The sequence below is a fragment of the Cumulibacter soli genome (assembly GCF_004382795.1).
Classification (GTDB): Bacteria; Actinomycetota; Actinomycetes; order Mycobacteriales; family Antricoccaceae; genus Cumulibacter; species Cumulibacter soli.
This window is the reverse complement of the sequence record NZ_SMSG01000004.1, coordinates 402,576-427,093: the sequence shown is the minus strand read 5'-3', so window position 1 is coordinate 427,093 and position 24,518 is coordinate 402,576. Positions and strand designations below refer to the sequence as shown.

22 protein-coding genes, 1 tRNA gene and 1 riboswitch are annotated in these 24,518 nt (G+C 65.7%); of the genes, 12 read left to right on the top strand and 11 right to left on the bottom strand.

The window, feature by feature from the left end; all coding sequences use genetic code 11:
• Positions 1-61 precede the first annotated feature (61 nt).
• Positions 62-787 carry an aquaporin Z gene (aqpZ, locus tag E1H16_RS11310; RefSeq protein ID WP_134323969.1) on the bottom strand — a complete coding sequence of 242 codons (726 nt, stop codon included), beginning with the start codon at positions 785-787 and terminating at the stop codon, positions 62-64.
• Between the two features lie 229 nt (positions 788-1,016).
• Positions 1,017-1,994: a prephenate dehydrogenase gene (locus tag E1H16_RS11305; protein ID WP_166741724.1), complete on the bottom strand. Its 978-nt coding sequence runs from the start codon at positions 1,992-1,994 to the stop codon at positions 1,017-1,019.
• 64 nt (positions 1,995-2,058) lie between these two features.
• On the opposite strand from E1H16_RS11305, the gene E1H16_RS11300 reads away from it, so the two are divergent.
• The 4 genes from E1H16_RS11300 to E1H16_RS11285 all read left to right on the top strand — a co-directional run bounded on the left by E1H16_RS11300 (position 2,059) and on the right by E1H16_RS11285 (position 4,462).
• Positions 2,059-2,541, top strand: coding sequence for a nucleoside deaminase (locus E1H16_RS11300; RefSeq protein WP_134323967.1), 483 nt, complete (start codon positions 2,059-2,061; stop codon positions 2,539-2,541).
• Between the two features lie 56 nt (positions 2,542-2,597).
• Positions 2,598-2,684 (top strand) — tRNA-Ser (locus E1H16_RS11295).
• A gap of 243 nt (positions 2,685-2,927) precedes the next feature.
• Complete coding sequence (locus E1H16_RS11290) at positions 2,928-3,794, top strand: hypothetical protein (protein ID WP_134323966.1); 867 nt, start codon at positions 2,928-2,930, stop codon at positions 3,792-3,794.
• Between the two features lie 92 nt (positions 3,795-3,886).
• Positions 3,887-4,462, top strand: a complete 576-nt coding sequence (locus tag E1H16_RS11285; RefSeq protein ID WP_134323965.1) for a DoxX family protein — start codon at positions 3,887-3,889, stop codon at positions 4,460-4,462.
• A gap of 31 nt (positions 4,463-4,493) precedes the next feature.
• On the opposite strand, the gene E1H16_RS11280 is transcribed toward E1H16_RS11285, so the two are convergent.
• Both E1H16_RS11280 and E1H16_RS11275 read right to left on the bottom strand, forming a co-directional pair.
• Positions 4,494-4,871, bottom strand: a complete 378-nt coding sequence (locus tag E1H16_RS11280) for a hypothetical protein (RefSeq protein WP_134323964.1) — start codon at positions 4,869-4,871, stop codon at positions 4,494-4,496.
• A 99-nt stretch (positions 4,872-4,970) separates the two neighbouring features.
• The gene (locus tag E1H16_RS11275; protein WP_134323963.1) at positions 4,971-5,546 is read right to left on the bottom strand and encodes a hypothetical protein; all 576 of its coding nucleotides are present in this window, start codon (positions 5,544-5,546) and stop codon (positions 4,971-4,973) included.
• An 85-nt stretch (positions 5,547-5,631) separates the two neighbouring features.
• Between E1H16_RS11275 and E1H16_RS11270 the strand changes: the two genes are divergently transcribed.
• Entirely contained in the window at positions 5,632-6,429 is a 798-nt protein-coding gene (locus E1H16_RS11270) for an endonuclease/exonuclease/phosphatase family protein (protein WP_134323962.1), read from the top strand.
• On the opposite strand, the gene E1H16_RS11265 is transcribed toward E1H16_RS11270, so the two are convergent.
• Positions 6,426-6,995 (bottom strand): histidine phosphatase family protein, encoded by a 570-nt coding sequence (locus E1H16_RS11265; RefSeq protein WP_134323961.1) that lies wholly within the window; start codon positions 6,993-6,995, stop codon positions 6,426-6,428. The two genes, E1H16_RS11270 and E1H16_RS11265, sit on opposite strands and share 4 nt — an antisense overlap.
• Before the next feature lie 45 nt (positions 6,996-7,040).
• On the opposite strand from E1H16_RS11265, the gene E1H16_RS11260 reads away from it, so the two are divergent.
• Complete coding sequence (locus tag E1H16_RS11260; RefSeq protein WP_134323960.1) at positions 7,041-8,483, top strand: cobyric acid synthase; 1,443 nt, start codon at positions 7,041-7,043, stop codon at positions 8,481-8,483.
• A complete protein-coding gene (gene cobF / locus E1H16_RS11255; protein ID WP_134323959.1) occupies positions 8,480-9,259 on the top strand; it encodes a precorrin-6A synthase (deacetylating) in 780 nt (259 codons plus the stop codon). The genes E1H16_RS11260 and cobF overlap by 4 nt, the downstream gene beginning before the upstream one ends.
• A gap of 161 nt (positions 9,260-9,420) precedes the next feature.
• Here cobF and E1H16_RS11250 read toward each other — a convergent pair whose 3' ends face one another.
• From E1H16_RS11250 to cobN, 3 genes are all read right to left on the bottom strand, one after another.
• Positions 9,421-10,188 (bottom strand): adenosylcobinamide-GDP ribazoletransferase, encoded by a 768-nt coding sequence (locus E1H16_RS11250; RefSeq protein ID WP_134323958.1) that lies wholly within the window; start codon positions 10,186-10,188, stop codon positions 9,421-9,423.
• Positions 10,189-10,266: 78 nt separating this feature from the next.
• Positions 10,267-11,283 carry a nicotinate-nucleotide--dimethylbenzimidazole phosphoribosyltransferase gene (cobT, locus tag E1H16_RS11245; RefSeq protein ID WP_134323957.1) on the bottom strand — a complete coding sequence of 339 codons (1,017 nt, stop codon included), beginning with the start codon at positions 11,281-11,283 and terminating at the stop codon, positions 10,267-10,269.
• 86 nt (positions 11,284-11,369) lie between these two features.
• On the bottom strand, positions 11,370-14,990 hold the full coding sequence (gene cobN, locus E1H16_RS11240; protein WP_134323956.1) for a cobaltochelatase subunit CobN: 3,621 nt from the start codon (positions 14,988-14,990) through the stop codon (positions 11,370-11,372).
• 58 nt (positions 14,991-15,048) lie between these two features.
• Positions 15,049-15,193, bottom strand: a riboswitch (cobalamin riboswitch).
• Between cobN and E1H16_RS11235 the strand changes: the two genes are divergently transcribed.
• Positions 15,180-16,496, top strand: a complete 1,317-nt coding sequence (locus E1H16_RS11235) for a cobalamin biosynthesis protein CobG (protein ID WP_134323955.1) — start codon at positions 15,180-15,182, stop codon at positions 16,494-16,496. It overlaps the preceding riboswitch by 14 nt.
• A gap of 22 nt (positions 16,497-16,518) precedes the next feature.
• Here the strand turns inward: E1H16_RS11235 and E1H16_RS18605 are convergent, their stop codons facing one another.
• Positions 16,519-16,737 carry a PASTA domain-containing protein gene (locus tag E1H16_RS18605; protein WP_208379008.1) on the bottom strand — a complete coding sequence of 73 codons (219 nt, stop codon included), beginning with the start codon at positions 16,735-16,737 and terminating at the stop codon, positions 16,519-16,521.
• Between the two features lie 533 nt (positions 16,738-17,270).
• Between E1H16_RS18605 and E1H16_RS11225 the strand changes: the two genes are divergently transcribed.
• On the top strand, positions 17,271-17,942 hold the full coding sequence (locus tag E1H16_RS11225) for a precorrin-8X methylmutase (protein WP_134323953.1): 672 nt from the start codon (positions 17,271-17,273) through the stop codon (positions 17,940-17,942).
• A gap of 25 nt (positions 17,943-17,967) precedes the next feature.
• A complete protein-coding gene (cobJ, locus tag E1H16_RS11220) occupies positions 17,968-19,569 on the top strand; it encodes a precorrin-3B C(17)-methyltransferase (protein ID WP_243837826.1) in 1,602 nt (533 codons plus the stop codon).
• A 58-nt stretch (positions 19,570-19,627) separates the two neighbouring features.
• On the opposite strand, the gene cobM is transcribed toward cobJ, so the two are convergent.
• Both cobM and cbiT read right to left on the bottom strand, forming a co-directional pair.
• Positions 19,628-20,368 carry a precorrin-4 C(11)-methyltransferase gene (gene cobM / locus E1H16_RS11215; RefSeq protein WP_134323952.1) on the bottom strand — a complete coding sequence of 247 codons (741 nt, stop codon included), beginning with the start codon at positions 20,366-20,368 and terminating at the stop codon, positions 19,628-19,630.
• Between the two features lie 30 nt (positions 20,369-20,398).
• Entirely contained in the window at positions 20,399-21,592 is a 1,194-nt protein-coding gene (gene cbiT / locus E1H16_RS11210) for a precorrin-6Y C5,15-methyltransferase (decarboxylating) subunit CbiT (RefSeq protein WP_208379007.1), read from the bottom strand.
• Positions 21,593-21,822: 230 nt separating this feature from the next.
• Here cbiT and E1H16_RS11205 point away from each other — a divergent pair, with 230 nt between their 5' ends.
• Positions 21,823-23,904, top strand: a complete 2,082-nt coding sequence (locus tag E1H16_RS11205; RefSeq protein ID WP_134323951.1) for a magnesium chelatase subunit D family protein — start codon at positions 21,823-21,825, stop codon at positions 23,902-23,904.
• Complete coding sequence (cobO, locus tag E1H16_RS11200) at positions 23,904-24,518, top strand: cob(I)yrinic acid a,c-diamide adenosyltransferase (RefSeq protein ID WP_134323950.1); 615 nt, start codon at positions 23,904-23,906, stop codon at positions 24,516-24,518. The genes E1H16_RS11205 and cobO overlap by 1 nt, the downstream gene beginning before the upstream one ends.

Sequence of the window (24,518 nt, the reverse complement as noted above, 5' to 3'; positions counted from 1 at the left end):
GCCGCGGAGCCCGAAATGACAACGGCACCCGCCGACCGAAGCCGAACGGGTGCCGCTTCGATCAAGGTGTCGATGTGGGGTAGTCCGCTTCCTTCTCCGGGGAGTCGGAACCGAACAGAGCCTTGTACACGACAGCTCCGATGGCTCCGCCGATCACCGGTGCGACGATAAACAGCCACAGTTGGCCAAGCGCATCGCCGCCGGCGAACACCGCAGAGCCTAGGGAACGCGCCGGGTTGACCGACGTGTTGGTGATCGGGATGCCGATCAGGTGGATGACCGCGAGGGTGAAGCCGATCGCGATGCCCGCGGCTGCCGCGGTGCCGATCCTGTCGGTGGCTGCGAGGACGACGAACACCAGCAGGAAGGTGAGGACGATTTCGGCTGCGAAGGCCGCACCGAGTCCGTAACCGTCGGGGCTACCGGCGTCCCAGCCGTTCGCGCCCATTCCGTTGGTTTCGACGCTGTAGCCGGGACGGCCGTTTGCGATTCCGAAGACGATCGCGCCGCCGATGATGCCGCCGATCAGTTGCGAAACGATGTAACCGCCGGCGTCCTTGGGGGAGATCTTGCCGGTGACGAGTAGTCCGACGGTGACCGCCGGATTGACGTGGCAGCCCGAGATCGGGCCGATGGCGTAGACGAGGAACAGCAGGGTGAGTCCGAACGCGAGGGCTACGCCCAAGAATCCGACGTGTTCTCCAGCGATGACGGCCGTGCCGACGCCGCCGATGACCAGAATCATTGTGCCGACGAGTTCGGCGAGATACTTTTTGGTCGCGGTCATGTGGTTGCCTTTCTGGCGTGTGCGACTTCGCCGGGTTCCCGGCGAGGGGCACTTCCCAGTGACCAGGGACGAACCCCCGAGGGAGTCGGGTGTAACTCCCCGTCGCGCCAGTTATAACCGATCGACGACCGTTGGCGTGGGAAATCTTCACAGGCGCGCGACAGCATTTTGCTTTCGGTTGGGTGCCCAAATCGGGCGTCACTGCTCGGTTCTAGCGCGTCGGGAGTGGCTATTGCGCAAACGTAAGTGTCGCGCCATCGTGCGCGATGACGCGCCCGCCGGACATGCCGAGGTCGAGTAACCGTGCGGCGAGATCGGGAACCGACGTCGAGACCTCCGTGTGCGTGGCATCGGTCTGGTCGTCGCGGCGCGCATCCCATTCCACGCGGTGCCGGTGGCCCCAGTCGACGAATGAGGCGACGTCGCCGTCGCGCACGGCGATCGTGGCTTGTTCCAACTGATCCAGAAAGCCTTCGAGCACTTCAGTGAGCATCTTTCGGTTGCCCACCAACATTGCCTCGACCAGTTCCGGCCTGGTCTGCGCGACCCGGGTCGCGTCGCGGTAAGAACCGGCGCCGAGGGCGCCGGCCAGGCTGCGAGGTACGACGTTCGCGCTGAGTACCTCGGCGAGAACATGCGGTAGGTGGCTGATCCACGCGGTCGCGTGATCGTGCCATTCGGCGTCAGCGGGTACGACGCGTCCATCCGCACTGAGCGCCAGATCGCATACCGCCAGCCAGCGGGAGAGGTCGGTCTGCTCTTCGAGAGTGACGACCCAAGTCGCATGGGCGAGTAGGTCCGAGGAAGCCGCGGCGAATCCAGATTGCGCCGTGCCCGCCATCGGGTGTGCGCCGACATACCGGTCCGCCAGCCCGGCCTCACGGGCGGCCTCGAGTACGGCGCCCTTGACCGAGACGACGTCCGAGACCGTCAGCTCGGTGGTGTGCGCCGCAATGCGCGGCATTAGTTCAATCGCCTGCGGTAGCGGAGTGGCGATGAAAAGTACGGCGCTCGCAGGGAGCTCTCGGAGCATCACATCCAGGTCGTCATACGCCTCGATGCCATGCGCTGCTGCCATCTGCAAGGTGTCGGCGCTGACGTCGTGGGCCCGGACAATTACACCAGTTTCGCACAGCCGAAGCGCCAACGAGCCGCCGATCAGGCCGAGACCGATAATGCCGACGACCTGGCTTTGCTGAGTGCCCATGCGTCTCAGCCTACGGATGGGGTCGTTGCGTTGTTGCCTGCTGGGTGCGCCGTACGGTTGAAGCATGTTGGGGTACGACGAACAGATGCGGCTCGCGGTGATCGAGGCGCAGCACGCGCTCGAGCATGGCGACATCCCGATCGGTGCCGTCGTACTCGATGCGTCCGGGCGGGTTGTTGGGCGCGGACACAACAGCCGGGAGCGGGACGCCGATCCGACCGCCCATGCCGAAATGCTTGCGCTACGCGAGGCTGCGGCGGCGCAGGGCCAATGGCGGTTGAGCGGGCACACGCTCGTGGTGACGATCGAACCGTGCACGATGTGCGCGGGTGCGGCAGTGCTATCGCGGGTGGAGCGGATTGTGTTCGGGGCGACCGAACCTAAGACCGGCGCAGTGGTCTCGCTGTGGGACGTCGTACGTGATGCGCGGCTCAATCACCGGCCCGAAGTGTTGGGTCCCTGGGACCTTTCGGACCCCGTGGCCGACGAGTGCGCGCAGTTGATGCGATCCTTTTTCGCCGTACGCCGCCCCTGCTCAGAGGCCTGATTTCGGGATTTACCCCCGCGCTCACCTAGCGTTCAGAATGCCGTACCCTGTTTAGCGGTGGCGTGTCCGAGCGGCCGAAGGAGCACGACTCGAAATCGTGTGAGGCAACCCCTCCGTGGGTTCAAATCCCACCGCCACCGCCAATGAAAATGGCAGGTCCCTGAGGTACGAGGGGGCCTGCCATTTTCATTATCGACGCTGCGGGATTTGGGAGGAGCGGTGAGGGACGAGCTGCGACGGCTCGCACGGCGACGGCTCGCACGGCGACCGCCCTGAACACTGCATAGCCGCGCGGTGAACTCGAGCCAGGCGGGTTGAAAACTCACCGAAACCAACTCAGCGGTTGGTAGGGTCGCCGCGTTATCTTGCTGACGAAGGGCGGGCTGGTGCGACGAATTCTGACGGCTATGTTCGGAGCTGCGGTGCTTCTCGCGAGCGGCTGCTCGGACGACGAACCGGAGAAGAACGACGAACCTGCGCTGCCCGCGTTCGATTTCTCGGCCGAAGCAGTAGACGCCTTCGTACAAGAGGCCGCCGGCGACCGGCTGGACTGCGTCGACGTCGAGACCGACGCGCTGAACTTCACTACGTGCCTGTCCGACAATAGCCACACGCCGCATCTGTACGTCTTCTACGGCGAGGACGGCGCTCCCGAGCGGCTCTTTGTCGCCAACGACACCGATAAGACGCTGAACGAACTCACCGTCGCGCTGCAGCAAACGCTCCTCGCCGACGTCGAAGGCGACCCCGCGGAGTTGATCAACAGCGAGCAGATCACGGCGTACGACGGGGCGGCGATCAAGGGTGGACCGGACCATATCGTGATCGCCGCTGACGAGGCGCTCGTCGAGGAGCCGTTCCCGGAACTGCCAACGCTCGAGGTTGAAGCGACCGCTGCCGCGTTGGAGAAGAACGCGGACCTCGCCTGCGATTCGAACGGGGACTCGGTCATGTGCGACGGCGCTCTCGCGGACGTCCAGATGGGTTCGGTGGGCAGTTCTGGTCCACCGCATATGGCTGCCCAGGTGTACGTCACTACCGACAACAACTTCTTCGAGAACGTGCCGGAGTTCCTTGAAGCGGCGGAAATGCCGCTGACTGCGGAGTCGCAGCAAGTCCTCGACGACTGCGACCCGGTGAAGGATTCATGCTCACCCCGGCTGGTCACCGAGACCGGGCTCTTGGTCGAGTTGATGGCGAACTTCGAGATGACGATGACCGACGTCGGTGGGCTGCCATCATTCGGCGACTAGCGAGTGCGTCGCCAGCGGCGTTCTCGATACGTCGCTCATAATGGGAAGCCCGCTATATTGCGGTAGGAACTACTGGCCCACTCGGAGGAGACATGGGACTCATTCGCGCCATCGCCCGGCCAATGCTCGCTGCACCGTTCATCGCTGGCGGCATCAGCCAATTGCAGAATGCCGACAAACTCGCGAACGTCGCCGGGCCGTTCATCCACAAAATCGCCGAACCGGCGGGACTCCCGGACGATCCAGAACTACTGGTCAAGGCCAACGGCGCACTGATGATTACTGCAGGGGCGGGACTCGCGACGGGCATCATGCGTAAGCCGTCGGCGGCCTTGCTAGGAGCTGCGCTCGTGCCGACGACGCTGGCCGCGCATTCATTCTGGGAGTACGAGGATCCGGGGCAGCGCGCGATCCACAAGACGGGCTTCTTCAACAACGTCGGGTTGCTCGGCGGGCTCGTGCTGGCGCTCGTGGACACCGAGGGGAAGCCGGGCCTTTTGTACCGGGCCCGGAGTGCGCGGCGCACCGTGAGCCGATCGGCTGACGTGACTCGGCGGGACCTGAAGCGCACGGCGAAGTTCGCCAAGCGCGAGGCGAAGCATGCCGCGAAGGCAGCGCGCCGGGAGGCGAAAATCGCGACCCTGGAAATCCACGACGCGCTCGACTAGCGGCGCGCGTCACCGCGTCGTTGCGGACTCGTCAGTCGCGTGAGTCGTCGTCGCGGTGAGCGGAAACTCTACGTGCCGTAGCGCGTGCATCCGCCGCCATCAAGCGCAGCGCGATCAGAAAGTGGCGTACGCCGAGGGTGCGCGCCATCGCCAGGCGCATCCGTAGCCCGGTACGCACGACCGGTGGCGCAGTGGCAGTCACGATATAGGGCCTATCGCCCGGCGCATTGAGACCGTGCGAGCGCAGGTGCTCATGCAGCGCGGCGGAATCGCGTTCGGCGACGGCGATCGCATCGAGCCCGTAAATCGTGATGTGTTGCGCCAGTCCCGAGCACGCGGCGCACTTTCCGTCGTACGCGACAACCAGTCGGCCTTTCAAGGCACCAGGGTCGACCGGCATGCTGCTCATCCTCCACATTCCGGCCACTTGGGCGAAGTGACCTCGCCGGCACCGGCCTCGTGCGGCGAGTATTCCGCGCGCATGCCCACGTATTGGTTATGTGGACCCCTACGGGGCCTGCTGGGCGGTTGTTGGCACATCGACATCGCTGGCGAGGTCGACAATCGTCAGTTTCTGGTCAGCCGGCACTGTGACGTAGCGGCGGGTGGAGGTCATGAACCGCACGTGCGGCACCGGCTCGGCGTGCAGCGCCGCCTCCGGATCGGGCGTTGATTCAGGCATCGATTGAATCTGTAGCGCGCGATCTGTGCCGTCGTTGCGGCTCATCATCCAATCACCAACCGTGACGTCGGCGCCGCGGACCTGTCGCGGGTTCGACGCGGCGACCGACTTCTTGACTAGACGCCACACCGCGCGTGCGAGCACGTGGCCGATGATCGCACCGACGATTGACCCCACGATGATTCCGACCAGCAGCAACCAGAACGACAAATCGTCGTTGGTCAGCACGAGGGTGAGCGCGGTCAGCATCGCGCCGAGCAACCAGCCGATGTATCGCCCGAAACCACCGGCATCCATCTGATGAATCTGGCTCGCGCCCCACGTCGGGGTGACCCGAACGTATCCGTCGCGACCGACGGCCGAACTGACGATGGGCTGACGCCGGGTAGGTGAAGATTTCATCGAGACTTTCCTTGATTTCGAACCCGCGGTCGTTGTGCTAAGTCTATGCGTGAACCGAAATCTGAGCGTCGTCGGAGAGAAGCACATGGCAGAACTCAGCGTTGCCACCTTCAACATCCGTTTTCGGAATCTGACCGACGGTGCCCACGGGTGGCGACATCGCCGCGAATCCACGCTTCTCCAACTCAGCGACCTTGAGGTCGACGTGTGCGGGATGCAGGAAGTGCTGCAGGATCAACGGACGTTCCTCGAGCGGGGCCTGCCCGACGCGCAGTGGTACGGCGTGGGCCGCAACGACGGGCGCCGCAGTGGTGAACAGTCACCTATCCTCGTACGGCCCGGTCGGCTCGAAGTGACCTCGTGGCGGACGCTGTGGCTCTCTGAGCAGCCAGCGCGCGCCGGGTCGAAAGGGTGGGACGCCAAGATTCCACGGGTAGCGACCGTGCTGCTGGCAACGTTGGCCGGACTGAGGATCGGCATCGTGAACACCCACTTCGACCACCGTGGCCGACAGGCGCAACTGGAGTCGGCCCGACTCATCGCGGACGTCGCCAGGGGGCGGCGAGAGATTGCCGGTGTGCGCGCGGGAATCGCCCCGGCGCCACCCCAGCGACGACACTGGATCGTCATGGGCGATTTCAATGTGGAACTGTCCTCAGCGGCGATGCGCGAATTGTCAAGCGCCGGATTGCGCAGCGTACTTCCAGACGACGCGGCTGGCACCTTCCACGGGTTCACCGGTGCGACTGATCGCCAACGCATCGACCACATCCTGGTGGACGACGGGTTCGACGTACTCGACGCTCAGATCCTGCATCAGCGCCCGGGTGGGCGCCTCCCCAGCGATCATTGGCCAGTCGTTGCCCGGCTTCGGACGCGCTAACGCGTCACGACCACCGTGAGCACGGCGCCGTTGTCGACGACGTCCCACTCGACATCGCGGTGTGACTTACCGGCTAGCACGGCGCGCGCCACGCGCAGGGTGTCGCCATGCGTTACGACGATCAGGTGATCTGGCGCTGTAGGTAGTACTTCGCTGAAATATTCGCGAAGACGGGAATGTACGTCCGCCAATGACTCACCCCCGCCCCAGCGGACCTCGCTGATGTGCTCGCCGTCCCGCACTGGCTCGGCGGTAAGCTCGGAGGTCAGCCTGCCCTGCAAAGAACCGAGATGCTGCTCGCGCAGAGCCGCGGTGTGTCGCACGTCCAACGATGGGGCGAACCTCGCCGCGATGATGTGTGCGGTCTGCGCCGCGCGTTCCAGATCGCTGCTGTCGATCCTTACCGGGCGTCCTCCAACGGAGTTGAGGAGGGCTTCGGCCGCTCGCGCTGCGTCTGCGCGACCCTGCTCGGTCAACGGGGGATGCGCGGTCTGGCCCTGCAGCCGCCGTTGCACGTTCCAGGTCGACTGCCCGTGCCTGACCAGATGAACCTCCACCGTGCGCATGGGCACCACAGTAGCGATGACCCGATGGCCAGTAGACTTCCGCAGGTGGCAGGGCTATTGATCGCGGGAACCAGCTCGGACGCCGGCAAGTCGCTGATCACGGCTGCGGTGTGCCGGGCCATCGCACGTCGCGGGCTTCGTGTCGCGCCGTTCAAGGCCCAAAACATGTCGAACAATTCGATGGTCTGCCGCGACGGATCGGAGATCGGGCGCGCGCAGTACCTCCAAGCCCAAGCCGCCGGAGTCGAGCCCTCCAGCATCCACAACCCGGTGCTGTTGAAGCCGGGATCGGATCGTCGCGCCTTCGTCGTGCTGCGCGGACAGCCAGCCGGTGAACTGCGTGCTGGGGAGTACGCGACCGGACGTCGACACCTTGCCGAGGCCGCATTCGCTTGCTACGAAGAACTGCAGGCGACGCACGACATTGTCGTCGCTGAGGGAGCTGGATCGCCAGCAGAAATCAACTTGCGCGCCGGCGACTACGTCAACATGGGGCTGGCGCGGCGATTTGGCATTCCAGTCGTCCTCGTCGGCGATATTGACCGCGGTGGCGTCCTGGCGGCGTTGTACGGGACCTGGGCGCTCTTGGAACCGGAGGACAGGTCGCTGCTGCGTGCGTACCTGATCAACAAGTTCCGTGGCGATGCGTCCGTGCTTGAGCCGGGACTTGCCGAGATTACCCGGCGTACGTCGATGCCCTCTGTGGGCGTGGTGCCGTGGCTCGACGACGTGTGGATCGATGCCGAGGACGCGCTATCGGTTGGGCGATGGGGAGGCGGCGCCCCCGGCGCTGATTCGCTGCGAGTAGCGGTTGTCCGGTTTCCGCGGACGTCGAACGCGACCGATGTCGATGCGCTCGCTGCTGAGCCCGGCGTGCATGTGCAGGTCACGACCGATCCGCAGGTCTGTGACGCCGCGGACCTGGTGGTATTGCCGGGTTCGCGCGCGACGGTAAGCGACCTAATGTGGCTGCGTTCGCGAGGCCTGGATGAGGTCGTGCGCACACGCACTGCTACCGGGCGGCCAGTTTTAGGGATATGCGGTGGATATCAGATGATGGTGGCCGCGATTTCCGACGCGCACGAGAGCGGCGCGGGCGACGTTGACGGCCTGGGCGTGCTGCCGGGATCCGTCGAATTCTTCGCGGCCAAGACCCTTGGTCGACCTGTCGGGTCATGGCGAGGTTCGGAGGTCGAAGGCTACGAGATCCACCATGGCGTCGTATCCGATGATGGATCGTTCCCAGGTGGATCCGCGATGGGGGCGACGTACGGCACGATCTGGCACGGAATCTTCGAGTGCGACGATTTTCGCCGCGCGTGGCTATCCCAGGTCGCCGCCGATGCGGGTTCGCCGTGGCGACCGAGCGAGAACGCCGAAGGTTTCGCGTCGCGTCGCGAGCGGATGCTCGACGAGCTGGCCGATGCCATTACCGAACACGTGGACGTGGACCTGCTGCTGCAGTTTGCGACGGAGGGAGGCTCATGACGCGACGGATCAACGTCATCGGAATCGGACTCGGTGCGGCTGAGCACGTCACCGGGCAGGCGATCGCGGCGATGAATGAGGTCGACGTATTCCTGGTGCCCGACAAGGGTGAGTCGAAGAGCGAGTTGCTCGATGCCCGCCGCCAACTCTGTTCGACGCTCATCTCCCATTCTCGCTGGGAACTGCGCACCATCATCGACCCAGAACGCGGACCTGACGCGCAGCGCGACGCGGCGCAGTACCGCGAGGGCGTGGCGGCGTGGCACTCCGCTCGGGTTGCGCAGTACGTCGCTCAGATCGCTGCGCTGCCGGATGATGCTGTTGTCGGTTTCCTGGTGTGGGGGGATCCGGCGTTCTACGACAGCACCATCCGCATGGTCGATCAGATCGCTGCCCAGATCGATGTCGACGTACGTGTGATCGCCGGCCTGTCAGCGATTCAGGTGTTGGCGGCCGAGCACCGTATCCCGTTGAACGCGGTGGGCGAGCCGGTGCACATCACCACGGGGCGCCGCCTCGCGCAGGAGTGGACGCCGGAGATCGGGACCGTCGTCGTGATGCTTGATGGTCGACTGGCGTGCCGCGAACTGGTGAATCGCGCGCCGGATTCCTGGATCTACTGGGGAGCGTGCGTGGGTATGCCGCAGCAGCGGCTCATCGCCGGCCGTCTCGCTGAGGTGATCGGCGAGATCGAGCGGGTGCGCGCTGAGGTCCGGGCGGAACTCGGCTGGGTGATGGATGTCTACGCAATAGCCCCCGCGCCCCTAGGCCGTTAGCCCGCTGCACGGGCCCTGACGACCGCCCGCCGTTCCCGTCCTACAACTCACCCAGCTCCGCGCCGCTGCACGGGCGTTGGCAATCTCTCGGTCATCCACTGAAGCAGGGGACGAGCGGCACGGAGATGTCGCAGGCGAACGCGCCCGAGCCGATGCGGCGGCTAGGCGGCGGCGAGCGTCAATAGCAGCGCGGTGAAGGCGATCTCGATGGCGGCGCCCATCACGTCACCGGTCGAGCCGCCGAACTTGCGCACGGCCATCGCGATGAACCCGCCAGCAGCCACCAGCAGGACGCCGACCGCGACGATGCCCCACCACCAAGCGAGACCGCTGATCGACGCAGCGCCGCTGACTAAGGCCGCGGTCACGACGATGACCACAACCCACCCGCCGACCGGTACCGACCGGGCGACCACGGTACCGAGACCAGAGCCTTTCGCGGGCGGGACCGACGTACTACATACCATGGTTGCTGCGGCACGTGAGGCGCAGACGAGTACGCCCAGGAGTAAACCTGCCCACGGCAAGGAACTTAACTGTGCCAGGGAAGCGGCCTGGATCAGCAAAAGCAGCACGAGGCCCGCGACGCCCATTGGGCCGACGTCCCCGCGCTTCATAATCTCCAGCGCGCGCTCTCGGGTCCATCCGCCGCCGAACCCGTCAAGCGTGTCGGCGAAACCGTCCAGGTGCATGGCCCGCGTGACAATCGCAATCGCGGCGACTGCGAGCGCTCCGCCGGCCAGCGGCGGCAATCCAATGAGGATGGTGATCCAGAGCGTGAGCCCGGCAGCAATCCCGACCGGGAGCGCGGCCAACGGTGCGCTCATCATCGCGATCCTCGCCGCGCCTGACGGCAGTGGCTGGATGTTGCCGACCGGCACGATCGTCAGCGTGCCGACCGCGAGGCGGATGCCGGCGCCGAAGTTCATGATCGCCTAGCCAGGGCAGCGCAGGGTATTTCTGTCCGCTGGCGGGGGGAGCGTTGTGCGATCGTGGACATCGTCATCTCAGGAGAGTACGTCGGCCAGCAGCGCCATCTCGCGCATCACCAGCACGGACGAGCGCACCAGCGGTACCGCGGCGACGGCGCCGGATCCCTCGCCGAGCCGCATTCCCAGGTCAAGCAGTGGGTGTAGCCCCAACGCGGTGAGCGAATGATTGAGCGACGGCTCGGGGGAGCGATGCCCTGAGATCATCCAGGCCGCGGCCCCCGGCGCGATTGCTTCGGCGTACAGCGCTTCGGTCGTCGCGACGATCCCGTCCACGAGGATCGGGACGCCGAACTCTGCCGCGGCGATCATCACGCCGACCCCGACCGCGATGTCCGGCGATCCGATCATGCGCAGTAAAGTGCGCGGGTCGTCCACACCGTCAACCCGGTCGATGATCTGCTGCACCACCGCCTTCTTGGCGTCGTACGCCGCGTCGTCCAGGCCGGCACCGCGGCCGGTTACCTCGGCGGCAGGCAGTCCGAGTCGCGCACCGACCAGCGCCGCACACGGCGTGGTGTTGCCGATTCCGAGGTCACCGACGATGAGCAGCTGTGCGCCCGCATCGCGTTCCTGCTCGGCGATGCGGCGTCCCAGCGCCAACGCTTCATCGAGTTGTTCTGTCGACATAGCGTCGGTCGTGTCGATTGGTGGGCACGAGCGGGCGAGTTTGAACGCGCTGATCGGATCCTCGAAGCTGTCCGAATCGACGGAAATGTCCAGGACGCGCAGCGCCACGTCATGTTGGCGGGCGAGTACCGAAACGCCCGCCTGTCCGCTGGCGATCATCTGCACCATGGCGATCGTGACGGCCGGCGGGTATGCCGCCACGCCCGACGCAGTTACCCCGTGATCACCGGCGAGGACGACGGCGCGCACGTTGCCCAACGGCTTGGGCGGACAGGCACCTTGACAGGCCGAGATGAACGCGCCGACAGCCTCGAGGCGACCCAGCGAGCCGACCGGCTTCGCTAGGCCATCAAGGCGCTCCAACGCCTCGTGGCGGGCGTGAGCCGACGGTGGCGTGATCTGCATGAATACCCTCTGCTCCCTGAACCTGCGGCGAATTCACCCACGCTAAGTCGTCCATAGCGTGAGTGAATCCACCGCAGATCGCTGAACTAGTCCTCGAGGTCGCCTTCGACCTCGAGGTAAACCTGCTGCATCTGCGCCATGAGCTCGGCGTCGGGCTCGGCCCACAAACCGCGCTCGGCCGCCTCGGACAGCTTCTCCACAATTCCGCGCAACGCCCACGGATTGGCATGCCGCATGAACTGCTGATTGGTTTCGTCAAGGACGTACTCTTGCGCGAGCTTTTCGTACATCCAGTCGCCGATGACCCCTGCCGTGGCATCGAACCCGAACAGGTAGTCGACGGTTGCGGCGAGTTCGAATGCACCCTTGTACCCATGCTGGCGCATCGCGGCGATCCACCGCGGGTTCACCACGCGGGCCCGGAAGATCCGGTTCGTCTCCTCGGTGAGTGTGCGGGTTTTCACCGCGTCCGGGGTGGTCGAATCACCGACGTACGCCTTGGGCGCGTCGCCGGTCAGCGCGCGCACAGTCGAGACCATCCCGCCGTGGTACTGGAAGTAGTCATCCGAGTCCAGGATGTCCGATTCCCGGTTGTCGACGTTCTTAGTCGCGACCTTGATCCGCGCATAATTGCGCTGCATATCTTCTCGCGCCGGTGCGCCGTCCAGATCGCGACCATACGCATAGCCGCCCCACTGCGTGTACACCTCGGCCAGATCCGCGTCATCGCGCCAGTTCCCGGCCTCGATAGCCTGCAGAATGCCTGCGCCGTACGTGCCAGGCTTGGATCCGAAGATGCGAGTGCGCGCGCGTCGATCATCGCCGTGCTCGGCCGAATCGGCGCGCGCATGCGCGCGCACGTAGTTCAGATCGTCCGGCTCATCGAGGCCCGCGACCAGCGCGACGGCATCATCGAGCATCGTGATGACGTGCGGGAACGCGTCACGGAAGAAACCCGAGATCCGCACGGTCACGTCGATCCGCGGCCGATTGAGCTCGTCCAGTGGAATTGCTTCGAGTCCTACGACGCGGCGGGACTGCTCGTCCCACACCGGGATGACACCCAGCAGCGCGAGCACTTCGCCGATGTCATCGCCTGAGGTACGCATAGCCGAGGTGCCCCACGCCGACAATCCGACGGACGTTGGGTACTCGCCGGTCTCCTCGCGGTAGCGTTCCAGCAGCGAGTCGGCCATCGCGACACCCGTTTGGTACGCCAGTCGAGACGGTATTGCTTTGGGGTCGACAGAGTAGAAATTGCGCCCAGTGGGCAGTACATTCACCAAACCGCGCAGCGGTGACCCCGAGGGGCCTGCGGGGATGTAACCGCCATCGAGCGCGTGTAGTACGGCGTCGATTTCCCCTTCGGTACGCAGGAGTCGCGGCACAACTTCAGTGCAGCCGAACGCGAGTGCTGTGGCGGCCTCGGGGTTAGGAGTGCCCAGCACATCCTCGACCACTGCCGGCGCCTTCGTCGCATCCCAGCCCGTCGCGGCGATCGCCGTGACGAGAGCCTTTGCGCGTTCCTCGGCGAGGTCGGTCGCGCCCTTGTCGGTGGAGGACTCATCGTGTCCGAGCGCGGTGCGCAGCCCAGTGACGTGATTGGTGGTGCCACTGAACATCTGGTTGGCGCGCAGTACGGCGAGTACAAGATTCCGCAGGCCGTCGTCGGCGGGTGCTTGACCCAGGATGTGCAGACCGTCGCGGATTTGTACGTCCTTGATCTCGCACAACCAGCCGTCGACGTGCATCACGAACTCATCGAACTCTTCGTCGTCCGGACGCTCGTCGAGCCCGAGATCCTGGTGTAGTTTCGCGGCCTGGATCAGGGTCCAGATCTCCCCGCGCAGCGCGGGCGCCTTCGCCGGGTCCATCGCGCTGACGTTGCCGTACTCGTCCAGCAACTGCTCCAGGCGCGCGATATCGCCGTACGAATCGGCGCGGGCCATCGGAGGCACCAGGTGATCGATGATCGTGGCGTGCGCGCGACGTTTGGCCTGGGTCCCCTCGCCCGGATCGTTAACCAGGAAGGGATAGATCAGCGGCAGGCTGCCGAGCGCGGCGTCCGGGCCGCATCCGGCGGACAACGCCAGATTCTTGCCCGGCATCCACTCCAGGTTGCCGTGTTTGCCCATGTGTACGACGGCATGCGCGCCGAACTCCTGCTCGATCCACTGGTACGTCGCGACGTAATGATGGGTGGGAGCGAGGTCCGGATCGTGGTAAATCGCGATCGGGTTCTCGCCAAATCCGCGCGGCGGCTGCACCAGCAACACAATGTTGCCGGACACGATCGCGGCGGACACGATCTCGCCGTCCGCGCTGGCGGAACGGTCGACGAACAGCTCGCCGGGAGCCTCGCCCCACGCCGCGGTCATTTCGCCACGCAGATTTTCGGGTAGGGCGTCGAACCAGCCCTGGTAGGTCGCTGCCGGAATACGGATCTGGTGCTCGGAGATTTGCTCCTGACTCAACCACTCAGGATCTTGACCACCCGCCGCGATGAGGGAGTGGATCAGCGCGTTACCCGCGGTGGTATCGGGCGCTTCGCCGTCAACAGCGGGAAGTGGATCGACACCGGGAAACGCGCAGGTCTCGCCAAGGTCGTAACCGGCCGCTCGTAGCGCGCGCAAAAGCCGGATCGTAGACACCGGCGTGTCCAGGCCGACCGCATTGCCGATCCGCGAATGCTTAGTCGGGTATGCCGAAAGAATGACCGCGATCTTGCGTTCGGCCGGCGGAATGTGGCGCAGCCGTGCGTGGTTCACGGCGATGCCTGCGACCCGCGCGCACCGCTCTGGATCCGGGACATAGTGCGGAAGCCCATCGGCGTCCGTCTCCTTGAAGGAGAACGCAACGGTGATCAGTCGACCGTCGAACTCTGGTACTGCGACCTGGGTTGCCACGTCCAGCGGCGACATTCCGTCGTCCGAATCGGTCCAGCTGGCGCGGTCCCAGGTGAGGCAGAGCCCTTGCAAGATCGGGATGTCGAGTTTCGCGAGTGCCTCGACGTTCCACGCCTCGTCGTCCTCCCCGGCGCCCGCCGTGGCGGGTTTCGTGCCGCCGGCGGCCAGCACGGTCGTGACGAGAGCGTCCAGCGTGCCCAGGTAATCGAGTAGATCCTGCGGAGCGTCGCGCAGCGAGGTCGCATGGATCGGTACGCCGATACCGCCCGCCGCATCGATCGCATCGCACAGGCCGTGCACGTATGCGGTGTTGTCGGCGGCGTACTGCGCTCGGTAGAACAGCACGCCGACGCGTGGTTTATCAGCGGCCTCTGGTCGGTCCAGGACGCCCCACGTCGGGAGCGGCTCTGCTGGCTCAAACCCGTCGCCGGTGAGCAGCAGTGTGTCGGAGAGGAATCTGTGCAGGTTCGCCAGGTTCGCTGGACCGCTGAAGGCGAGATAGCGGTGCGCCTCACTGACTACACCCTGTGGCGCCGTCGACAGTTCCATCAACTGTGCGTTCGGCGCCTGCTCGCCGCCGAGTACGACCAACGGCTTGCCGAGCGAATCGATGCCCGGTATGAGGTCTCGGACATCCTGTGGACCGCCGAGAATGCGCGCGACGACGATGTCGCAGTCGCGTAGGCGGTCGGCCAGATCGACGGTGGGCCGGGTCGGGTTCGCCCAGAGATAGTCGGCGCCGCTCGCGCGGGCACACAACAGGTCGGTGTCGGACGTCGATAGCAGGGCGATGCGGCTCATTCAGATCTCCTCGCGGGGTGTCCACGCCCCGGTTCGTAGCGAGTGCCGCGTCGACGATTCGGCGCGGCGGTCGATGCGGCGTTCCTGACTTGCCTGAGGCTCACAGTGGCGGGACCGTCTCGGAATCACACCGAGTTCCGCCGGATCAACCGACATAGAGAGTACTTGCGCCGCGTAGCATCGGCACCGATGACCCCACAGACTCCACCCGCCTCCGGCGTTCGCGCTGGACACGACGCCAACGCGTCGGAAGCTCCTGCGGCGCCCGAGGCGGAGTGTGCGGTCTCGGCGGGGTTTTCGGCGCGGTTGGGGGCGGACCGTTGCCCAGGGGCCCTGCGACCATTCGCCGCTGAGGACGGATTGATTGTCCGAGCGCGCGTCCCCGGAGGGGAGGTCGCGCTCGGGACGCTCCGGACCCTGCTGCAGATCGGTGCCGACTACGGGACGCCACGTATTCAATTGACTACGCGCGGCAACCTGCAGGTGCGGGGACTGCCCGATCCGCTGCCGGACGATGTCGCTGAACGCCTCGCTGATGCTGGGCTGCTGCCGTCGCTGACCCATGAGCGCGCGCGGAATATCCTCGCTGCGCCGAGTAGCGCCGTACTGCGCGAGCGGGCTCGCGAATTGGATCGCATGCTGATCTCGAGGCCCGAGTTGGCTGGGTTGCCGGGGCGGTTTTTGATGCTTCTCACCGACACCAGCGGACTTGGTCTGGATGAGCGGTTCGACGTCGCGTACGTCGATGCCGGTGACGGGTCAGGGGTGCTGCTGCTTGGCCGAGCCGACTCGGTGGCGGGGCCTGGTGTCGGGCGCGGGGTTTCGGATAGGCAGCGGGGAAATAACCCCGCTGTCGAGGAAGATCCCCGCCGTGCAACGCATAGTCCGCTGCGGCTCGGCCGCGTCGTCTCATCGGACGAGGCGCTCGGCGCAATGCTGGACGTCGCCGCGCAGTTCCTGGCCGAACGCGCCGACGAGCGAGTGTGGAACATCCGGGATCTGCCGGAGTCGTCGCCGCTGTGCGGGAGTTTCGCGCAGGCTGAGGTGCCCGGCGATCCGGCTGGCGCCACGCTCAGCCCCGGCGTGTATGGCGCTGACCTTGTGGCTGGCATCCCACTGGGGCTGCTGGAAGCTGCGCACCTGAATGCGATGGAGTCGGTTACCGAACACGTAGTGATCACGCCGTGGCGGTCAGTACTGGTTCCCGGCGGCGCAGCGTACGACGCCCAGTTAGCCGCCGCCGGATTGATCGTTGACGATACGAGCGCCTGGGGACGGATCAGTGCATGCACCGGTGCGCCGTACTGCGGACGGGCGCAGAGCGAAACGTTGAGCCTCGCGCGCGAGTGCGCCGAGACGATCGGCTCGAAGTTGCCGCGGCTGCACCTGGTCGGTTGCGAACGACGCTGCGGCGAACCGCGCGGCGAGCACGTCACCGTCGTGAGCGCTGAATCGGTAGTGGACGTCCGCGCCGCAATCGCCGTATCCAGCGTTACGAGTGACTAATCGGCCTTTGCAGCATCGGCCGTCAGCACGTCTCGCCGATCTTGACTGCAAAGAACGTGATAATGGTGTCCTCGGAGAATTCTTCGCCAGCTGCTGGCGTCTGGGAACATACGATCCAGTTCGAGTCCATTAATTGCATGCGCCCTTGGCCACTGGCGTCCTCAGATAGCGTGACGAAAAACGGGTCTCCGGTCAGGGCCTGCATCGCGTCTTGTGCATCCTGCAGGACCGTCCCGGTCATGTCGGGCAAAGTCCAGGTCGACGATGTGGACCCAGTAGCGGTCGCGGGCGGCGCAACGGAAGTTGCGGCTGCTTCTGTGGTGGGCTCAGGCGATACAGTCTCCGCGGTCACGGTGACTGTTCGCGTCTCCGTTGCTGCCGGCTCGATATCAGAATTGCACCCGGATAGCAGCGCGCCGAGGCTTAACCCAACCATCGCGACTAAGGGGGTGAGGCGCGGACTCATACGACTCCCAGTGTTCGATCGAACTTACTGGTTTATATTTTCAGGTCGTGCCTGAATGTCTAGTCCGTGTTAGTGCGGTTCCTGCTCACGATGCTCCCTTAGCGAGTTGTTCTTACTATGCCTCCTCTGCAAAAAACGCAGAAAATTCGGGGGTGCATCGCGTAGAGCGCGATGCCATGCCAATTCTGTTGCGTGTTTTGCAGGAGCGCTGGCGAGACACGAGCCCGCGCTAACCTGCGGCGACCGTCAGCCACCGTCGGCCACCACGGGATCGCCGTCACAGCGGCCGCTAAAGTAGCCTGCTCGGCATGAACGAACCCCGTCGGCCGGCCCGCCGCTACGAGTACCTCACCGACGGCGCGGAGATCTACCGGCGCTCGTTCGCGACGATCCGCGCCGAATCCGACCTCAGCGCACTACCGGCAGACATGGACGTCGTCGCTACCCGGATCATCCATGCCGCGGGCGATGTCGACATCGTCGGCGAGATCGCCGCACACCCCGACGTCGTGTCTGCCGCCCGCGCCGCGCTGCGCTCCGGTGCCCCGATCCTCTCTGACTCCAACATGCTGGCCTCGGGGGTCACCAGGCGTCGGTTGCCCGCCGACAACGACATCATCTGCACGTTGCGCAACGAAGCGGTGCCGGCCCTCGCCGCGGACTGGTCGACGACTCGCGCGGCGGCGGCAGTCTCGCTGTGGGAGCCGCACCTGGACGGAGCTGTCGTCGCGATCGGGAACGCGCCCACCGCGTTGTTCCACCTGCTCGAGATGCTGCATGAGGGCGCACCGACGCCCGCGGCGATCGTGGGCATGCCGGTTGGCTTCATCGGTTCCGCCGAGTCGAAGCGCGCGCTGGCCGAGCACGTACTTCCCGACGGCTCGCAAATCCCGTGGGTCGTTGTGCACGGGCGCCGCGGGGGTTCGGCGATGGCAGCGGCGACGTTGAACGCGCTCGCGGTCGCCGACGAGCTGGCCTAGCCACGTACGCACGGGAACTCTAGATATGAGCGCGTTCGAAGATATGCAAGCTGAGCCGGGACACTTGTACGGTGTGGGCGTCGGGCCGGGAGACGCCGGACTGATTACGCTGCGCGCAGCCGCGCTGATCGGCTCCGCGGACGTCATCGCCTACCACCAAGGTTCGGCATCTCGTCCGTCGATCGCTCGCGGTATTGCAGCACACCTGATCGGCGATGTCATCGAGGAGTCGCTGGTCTACCCCGTTACCACCGGTGAGAGCCGCCGCGGCTACTACACCGATATGGCTGACTTCTACGAGGAATGCGCCGCCCGGCTCGAAGTTCATCTGCGGGCGGGCCGTTCGGTCGTCGTCCTCGCCGAGGGTGACCCATTGTTCTATGGCTCATTCATGTACGTACACGACCTGCTCTCGCCGCGATTCCCAAGCACCGTCGTCCCGGGTGTGACCTCGATGAGTGCGGCGTCGGCCGCCGTCGCGACTGGACTGTGCCGTCACGAGGACACGCTCACCGTACTCCCGGGAACCCTCGGCGTTCCCGAGCTCGCCCGCCGCCTGGCAGATACTCAGGCCGCCGTCATCATGAAACTCGGTCGCACCTTTCAGGACGTCCGCGAGGCCGCGAGGCAGGCCGGGGTCCTCCAGCGAGCCTGGTACGTCGAGCGCGCTAGTAGTGCGCAGCAACGAGTACTGCCGCTGGCGGACGTCGACCCGCAGACGGTGCCCTATATGTCGATCGTGGTCGTTACCGGCGAGGACCTCCGCGCCGACTCGGCCGGACGCGCCGACTCGGCCGGACGTGACGAGGCCGTCCGCGCTGAGGGTCAAGGCTCTACCGGCGGACAGAATCCCGCCGCCGACGCGCACGAGCCAGCACCGCACGACGAAACTGCCACGGTGTACGTCGTTGGACTCGGCCCTGGCCCGGACCGCTGGCTCACGCCGGAAGCCAGCGATGTCCTGAATACGGTGCAGCACGTGATCGGATACGCGCCGTACGTCGCGCGCGTTCCACAACGCGAAGGGCTACAGCGGCACGTCAGCGGCAATACGGTCGAGGTCGACCGCGGCCGGCTCGCCCTCGACCTAACGATGAGCGGCGAGTCTGTCGCGGTGGTCTCCGGCGGTGATGCCGGAGTATTCGGCATGGCATCGGCGGTCTTTGAGGCCGCTGAGGGCGACGAACGATTCGCGGGCATCGATATCCAGGTCGTCCCGGGCCTGACCGCGGCCCACGCGGCTGCCGCGCTCGCGGGGGCCGTGCTGGGCGCCGACCATGCGCTGATCTCGCTGTCCGATCGGCTTAAGCCATGGGAGGTCGTCGTACGCCGCATCCAAGCATGCGCGGCCGCTGACATCGCGATGGCGTTCTACAACCCGCGTTCGCGCAGCCGCCCGGATCAACTTGCTCTGGCGAAGACAGCACTGCTGGAGGTGGCGCCGCCCGAGCGCATTGTTGTGCTGGCGCGCAACGTCGGGCGCGATGGCGAATCGTTGACAGTGACCACGCTGGGGGAGTTCGACCCAGAGCAGGTGGATATGTCGACGTTGGTGATCATCGGCGCCTCCAGCACCCGACTCGCCCGAGGTGGCCAAGCCTGGACGCCCCGGTTCGTCACCGGCTGACGCCGACTCAGCTCGTCGGTGACATCACGGCTGGTTCGTACCCGCGCAGCTCAGACGACTAGGACGTCCGGCGAGACCGATATAGGTGTGACTCGATGAAACCTTCGGCATCCAGCGCCCAGCCCACGATGATCACCGCGGCTTGGGTGAGGCCATGTTCCTCAACCCGATCAGCGATATCGGCAAGCGTTCCGCGCAAGATCAATTCGCTCGGCTGGCTGACCTGCGAGCCGACAACGACCGGACAATCAGCGCCGTAGTACTCGACCAGTTCGCCAGCGAGCAGCCGCACGTGTCGAATCGCCAGGTGCAGCACCAGCGAGGCGCGGGTCTGCGCAAACGACGCCAACTGCTCGGTCGAGGGCATCTTGGTCGAGTCTCGCTGGGCGCGGGTTAACACCACCGACTGCGTGACCTCGGGGACAGTCAATTCGCGCCCCACGATGGCGGCCGTCGCGGCGTACGCCGGAACGCCGGGGGTGACGTCCCAGGCGATACCGGCGCGGTCGAGGCGACGCGCCTGTTCGGCGACGGCCGAGTACACCGACGGGTCGCCGGAGCACAGCCGTGCGACATCCCGCCCGGCGCCGTGCGCGCGCACCATCACCTCAATGATGTCGTCGAGGTTGAGGTGCTGGGTATCGATCAACTCCGCGTCGGGTGGACAGTGCTCCAGTACGGCCCGGTCCAGGTAAGTGCCGGCATACAGACACACCGGGCTTGACTCCATCAGTCGTACCGCGCGCAGGGTCAGCAGGTCGTGCGCACCCGGTCCGGCGCCGATGAAGTGAACGGTCATAATCCTTCGAACTGCCTCTATATAGATGATCTAGCGGGTAACGGCCCACTCGACAACTGGTCGTGCCGGTTTCCAGGCCAGGAACCGCCCCAGCGGCTCGGCCCGTTCCACCACGATGCGGCGCAGTTTGCCGCCGTACTTCCGCGCGGCCTCGATGACGAGTTGCTCAGTCTCCAGGGTGACGGTGTGGACGACGAGACGACCTCCGCAGCCGAGGGCTGCCCATGCAGCATCGATCGTGTCCGCGTCCGCGCCACCGCCGATAAAGACCGCGTCCGGCTTGGGTAGATCGGCGATCACGTCGGCGATCGCCCCGGTGCGTACCTGTACGCCGTACGCACCGTTGCTGGCGACGTTGCGTTCGATTCGTGCCGCGCGTTCGGTATTTCGTTCGACCGCGATAGCCCGACACCGCGCGTCGTGGAGCGCCCATTCGATCGCGATCGAACCCGCGCCAGCACCGAGATCCCACAACAATTGACCAGGTGCGGGGCGCAATGCCGCGAGTGCGCACGCGCGAATCTCGCGCTTCGTCAGCTGGCCGTCGTTCTCGAACGACTCGTCCGCACGCCCGGGTGAGGTGCCAACGGTTGGGCCTGCGGGCAATTCGACGGCGACGATGTTCAGCCGCGGCAGTTCCCCGCCAACGCCAGAATCGGCCACGAACTCATCGCGCGATTCGTTGTCGGCACCCAGGTTGCCCAGCACGGTCAGGGTCGCGTCTCCCCAACCCGTGTCCCGCAGTTCCGCTGCGAGCGCCGGCGGGGTCGATTCGTCCGCCGAGAGCACCAGAAGGCGCCGTCCGGGAGTGAAGTAACGCCGGGCGGCGTACACCGGCGTCGAGACCAGGGAAAGCACGTCGGCCGAGGTGCTGGACCAGCCCATTCGCGCGCGTGCCTGCGCCGCCGAGCCGACTGCCGGGTGGATGCGAATCAGCGCGGGGTCGACGCGCCGGAGCAATGTCGTACCGATCCCCGAATCCAGCGGGTCGCCGGTGGCGAGCACCACGACGGTCTCTTCGGCGAACGGCAACGTAGCCAGCAGATCGTCGAGTCCAGCCAACAACGGCCGCGGCCACTCGACGCGGCGCTGGCCATCGACTGTCGGCAGCGAATCCAGCAATCGTGGGGAACTCACCACGATTGCGGAAGTGAGCACGAGCGAGCGCAGGTCGTCGGGTAACGACGACACTCCGCTCGCCTGGACGCCGACGACCTCGATCACGGCGGACAGTCTAATGCCGACTACGCGGCGGCAGGCCGTCGCGGGAGGCACGCACCGGGCACATGGCATGATGGACCAGGTTCAACAGCGTGGAATTGCGGTCAATCCCGCAGCGGTCCCGCCACTGTGAAGCCACTGAATGTGGACGAGCCAGGACATCGCGTGAACCGGCGCCGACCATGAGGCCGGTGTGCTCGAACCGGCGAGCGAGGCACTCGCCAGGAGGACAAATGCAACAGTTCCCATTTTCTGCCATCGTCGGTGCCGACGATATGGCGTTGGCCCTCATCCTGACATCGATCTCTCCGGACGTCGGCGGTGTTTTGGTCCGCGGCGAAAAGGGCACCGCAAAATCCACGATGGTCCGCGCGCTCGCCGAGGTGCTGCCGAGGCAGCAGGTCATCGAAGGATGCCGCTTCGGCTGTGACCCACACCGCCCCGACCCGTCATGCCCGGACCGAACCGCGCACCTCGAAGCCGCCTCCGAACACCCGGCACGTCTCGTAGAGTTGCCGGTGGGCGCATCCGAAGATCGGGTCGTAGGCTCCCTCGATCTGCGTAAGGCGCTCGGAGATGGTCGCGCGGACTTCGACCCCGGCCTGCTGGCGCAGGCCAACCGCGGCATCCTCTACGTCGACGAGGTCAACCTGCTGCACGACCACCTGGTCGACGTGCTGCTGGACGCCGCCGCGATGGGCCGCAACACCGTCGAACGAGACGGAATCTCGGTGTCGCATGAGGCGAGGATCGTCCTGGTCGGGACAATGAACCCCGAAGAAGGAGAGTTGCGCCCGCAGTTGCTGGACCGATTCGGTCTCACCGTTGAGATCGCGGCCAGCCGTGACCCACAGACTCGCGTTGAGGTCGTACGCCGCCGCCTCGCGTTCGACTCGGATCCGCAGGCCTTCACCGCCCAGTACGCCGATGCGCAAACCGACCTTCGCGTGGGAATTGAGCGCGCACAGGCACTGCTGACGCACGTCGACCTGCCGATTACCGAACTGGAGCGGATCGCCCGCGTCTGCGCAGGATTCGATGTCGACGGGATGCGCGCAGATATCGTGACTGCGCGCACCGCGAAGGCGCACGCAGCCTGGTTCGGTCGCGATGCGGTGAACCGCGACGACGTCCGCGCTGCTGCCCGGCTCGCGTTACCGCACCGCCGACGCCGCAACCCGTTCGATGCCCCGGGTCTCGACGAAAACCTGCTTGAGGAATTACTCGGCGACGACGAACCGACCCCACCCGAGGATGATCCGAACCCACCTGAAGACCCTGCGGCTGAAAAGAACGACGAGGACGCAGCCGGTCAGCCCCCGGCGCCGGATCAGTCCGGGACAGGCCCACAGTCGACGCCGGACCAGCCCGAAACGCGCCAGGACTCCGGCCCGCAGAACCGTGACTCCGCGCAGAGCCAGCAGTCGCCGGATGACGCCGCGCAGCACGATCATGCCGCTGACGAGCCAGGGCCGGTTCCCGTCGCCATAGCTGATACCGCAAAGCCTTACACCGCACGTAACTTCACCATCCGTGGTCTGGGAAATGGTCAGGCTGGGCGTCGCAGTCGGGCGCTCACCGAGAACGGGCGGACCATCGCGGCGACCACTGAGAACGTACGTCGGCTGCATCTTCCGGCTACGATCACCGCGGCCGCACGCGCTCGGATCCGCTCGCCGTACGACGGGCGATTGCGGCTGCAAGCCGATGATCTGCGCGGCGCCGTCACACAAGGTCGCGAGTCCAACCTCGTGCTGCTCGCGGTCGACGCATCCGGTTCGATGGGCGCCAAGGCGAGGATGCAAGAAGTCAAAGCCGCTGTGCTGTCCTTGCTGATCGATGCTTACCGCAAACGTGACCGGGTCGGACTCGTCACCTTCCGTGGCCACGATGCGGAACTCAGCTTGTCGCCCACCTCGTCGGTCGAAGCCGCAGAACGCTGCCTGCGGCAACTCCCGCACGGCGGCCGTACGCCGCTGGCCGAGGGTCTGGAACAGGCCGCGCACACGCTGCGTGTGGAACATATTCGCGATCCGCGCCGCCGCGCGCTTCTCGTGTTGCTCACCGACGGTCGCGCGACCAGCGGTAAGGACGCGCTCGCGCGCGCCCAGCGAATCGCCGATGCATGGCCGGGGCTCGGTGTGGACAGCGTCGTGATCGACTGTGAGACCGGAAAGTTCCGGCTAGGGCTTGCCGCTGACCTTGCGGCGCGGATGGGCGCGACTTACGTGCCGCTGCCGCAGGTCGCCGCGGACGCAATCGTGGATATCGTGCATAACTCGAAAACCGACCTGCAGAAGGGACGGGCCGCCTGATGGTCCAGGGCAAGACACCCGTCGAGGCGAACGACGGCAAGACCACCCGCCAGCGGCGCAACCAGCCGTTGGTCATCGTCAACTCCGGAGCGGGTAAGGGGAAATCGACTGCGGCGTTCGGTCTGGCGTTGCGCGGGTGGAACCAGGGCTGGTCGATCGGCGTGTTCCAGTTCGTGAAGTCCGCGAAGTGGCGTATCGGCGAACAGAGCGCGCTGGAGACTCTCGCAGAGGTGCACCGCGACACCGGTAAAGGTGGCCCAATCGAGTGGCACAAGATGGGCTCCGGCTGGTCATGGTCGCGCAAAGAAGGCACCGAAGAGGACCATGCCCAGGCGGCCGTCGAAGGATGGGCCGAAATCAAGCGTCGCCTGGCCGAGGAGACGCACCAGCTCTACATCCTCGACGAATTCAGCTATGTATTGAAATGGGGCTGGATCGACGTAGCAGAGGTCGTCGAGACGCTGCAGAATCGTCCGGGCTACCAGCACGTAGTGATCACCGGACGTGACCCGCACCCGGACCTGCTGGCGATCGCTGATCTCGCCACCGAGATGACGAAGATCGCGCATCCCTTTGACCGCGGCCAGAAGGGGCAGAAGGGGATCGAGTGGTGA

What these genes read in the sequence shown, in the direction of transcription:
- E1H16_RS11300 (WP_134323967.1), top strand. Translation starts at nt 2,059, where the DNA reads ATGTTGGGGTACGACGAACAGATGCGGCTCGCGGTGATCGAGGCGCAG.
- cobT (WP_134323957.1), bottom strand. Translation starts at nt 11,283, where the DNA reads ATGCAGATCACGCCACCGTCGGCTCACGCCCGCCACGAGGCGTTGGAG.
- E1H16_RS11205 (WP_134323951.1), top strand. Translation starts at nt 21,823, where the DNA reads ATGCAACAGTTCCCATTTTCTGCCATCGTCGGTGCCGACGATATGGCG.
- E1H16_RS11250 (WP_134323958.1), bottom strand. Translation starts at nt 10,188, where the DNA reads ATGAACTTCGGCGCCGGCATCCGCCTCGCGGTCGGCACGCTGACGATC.
- E1H16_RS11270 (WP_134323962.1), top strand. Translation starts at nt 5,632, where the DNA reads ATGGCAGAACTCAGCGTTGCCACCTTCAACATCCGTTTTCGGAATCTG.
- E1H16_RS11225 (WP_134323953.1), top strand. Translation starts at nt 17,271, where the DNA reads ATGAACGAACCCCGTCGGCCGGCCCGCCGCTACGAGTACCTCACCGAC.
- E1H16_RS11280 (WP_134323964.1), bottom strand. Translation starts at nt 4,871, where the DNA reads ATGAGCAGCATGCCGGTCGACCCTGGTGCCTTGAAAGGCCGACTGGTT.
- E1H16_RS18605 (WP_208379008.1), bottom strand. Translation starts at nt 16,737, where the DNA reads ATGACCGGGACGGTCCTGCAGGATGCACAAGACGCGATGCAGGCCCTG.
- E1H16_RS11305 (WP_166741724.1), bottom strand. Translation starts at nt 1,994, where the DNA reads ATGGGCACTCAGCAAAGCCAGGTCGTCGGCATTATCGGTCTCGGCCTG.
- cobM (WP_134323952.1), bottom strand. Translation starts at nt 20,368, where the DNA reads ATGACCGTTCACTTCATCGGCGCCGGACCGGGTGCGCACGACCTGCTG.
- cobJ (WP_243837826.1), top strand. Translation starts at nt 17,968, where the DNA reads ATGAGCGCGTTCGAAGATATGCAAGCTGAGCCGGGACACTTGTACGGT.
- E1H16_RS11235 (WP_134323955.1), top strand. Translation starts at nt 15,180, where the DNA reads ATGACCCCACAGACTCCACCCGCCTCCGGCGTTCGCGCTGGACACGAC.
- cobF (WP_134323959.1), top strand. Translation starts at nt 8,480, where the DNA reads ATGACGCGACGGATCAACGTCATCGGAATCGGACTCGGTGCGGCTGAG.
- cobO (WP_134323950.1), top strand. Translation starts at nt 23,904, where the DNA reads ATGGTCCAGGGCAAGACACCCGTCGAGGCGAACGACGGCAAGACCACC.
- aqpZ (WP_134323969.1), bottom strand. Translation starts at nt 787, where the DNA reads ATGACCGCGACCAAAAAGTATCTCGCCGAACTCGTCGGCACAATGATT.
- cobN (WP_134323956.1), bottom strand. Translation starts at nt 14,990, where the DNA reads ATGAGCCGCATCGCCCTGCTATCGACGTCCGACACCGACCTGTTGTGT.
- E1H16_RS11285 (WP_134323965.1), top strand. Translation starts at nt 3,887, where the DNA reads ATGGGACTCATTCGCGCCATCGCCCGGCCAATGCTCGCTGCACCGTTC.
- E1H16_RS11265 (WP_134323961.1), bottom strand. Translation starts at nt 6,995, where the DNA reads ATGCGCACGGTGGAGGTTCATCTGGTCAGGCACGGGCAGTCGACCTGG.
- E1H16_RS11275 (WP_134323963.1), bottom strand. Translation starts at nt 5,546, where the DNA reads ATGAAATCTTCACCTACCCGGCGTCAGCCCATCGTCAGTTCGGCCGTC.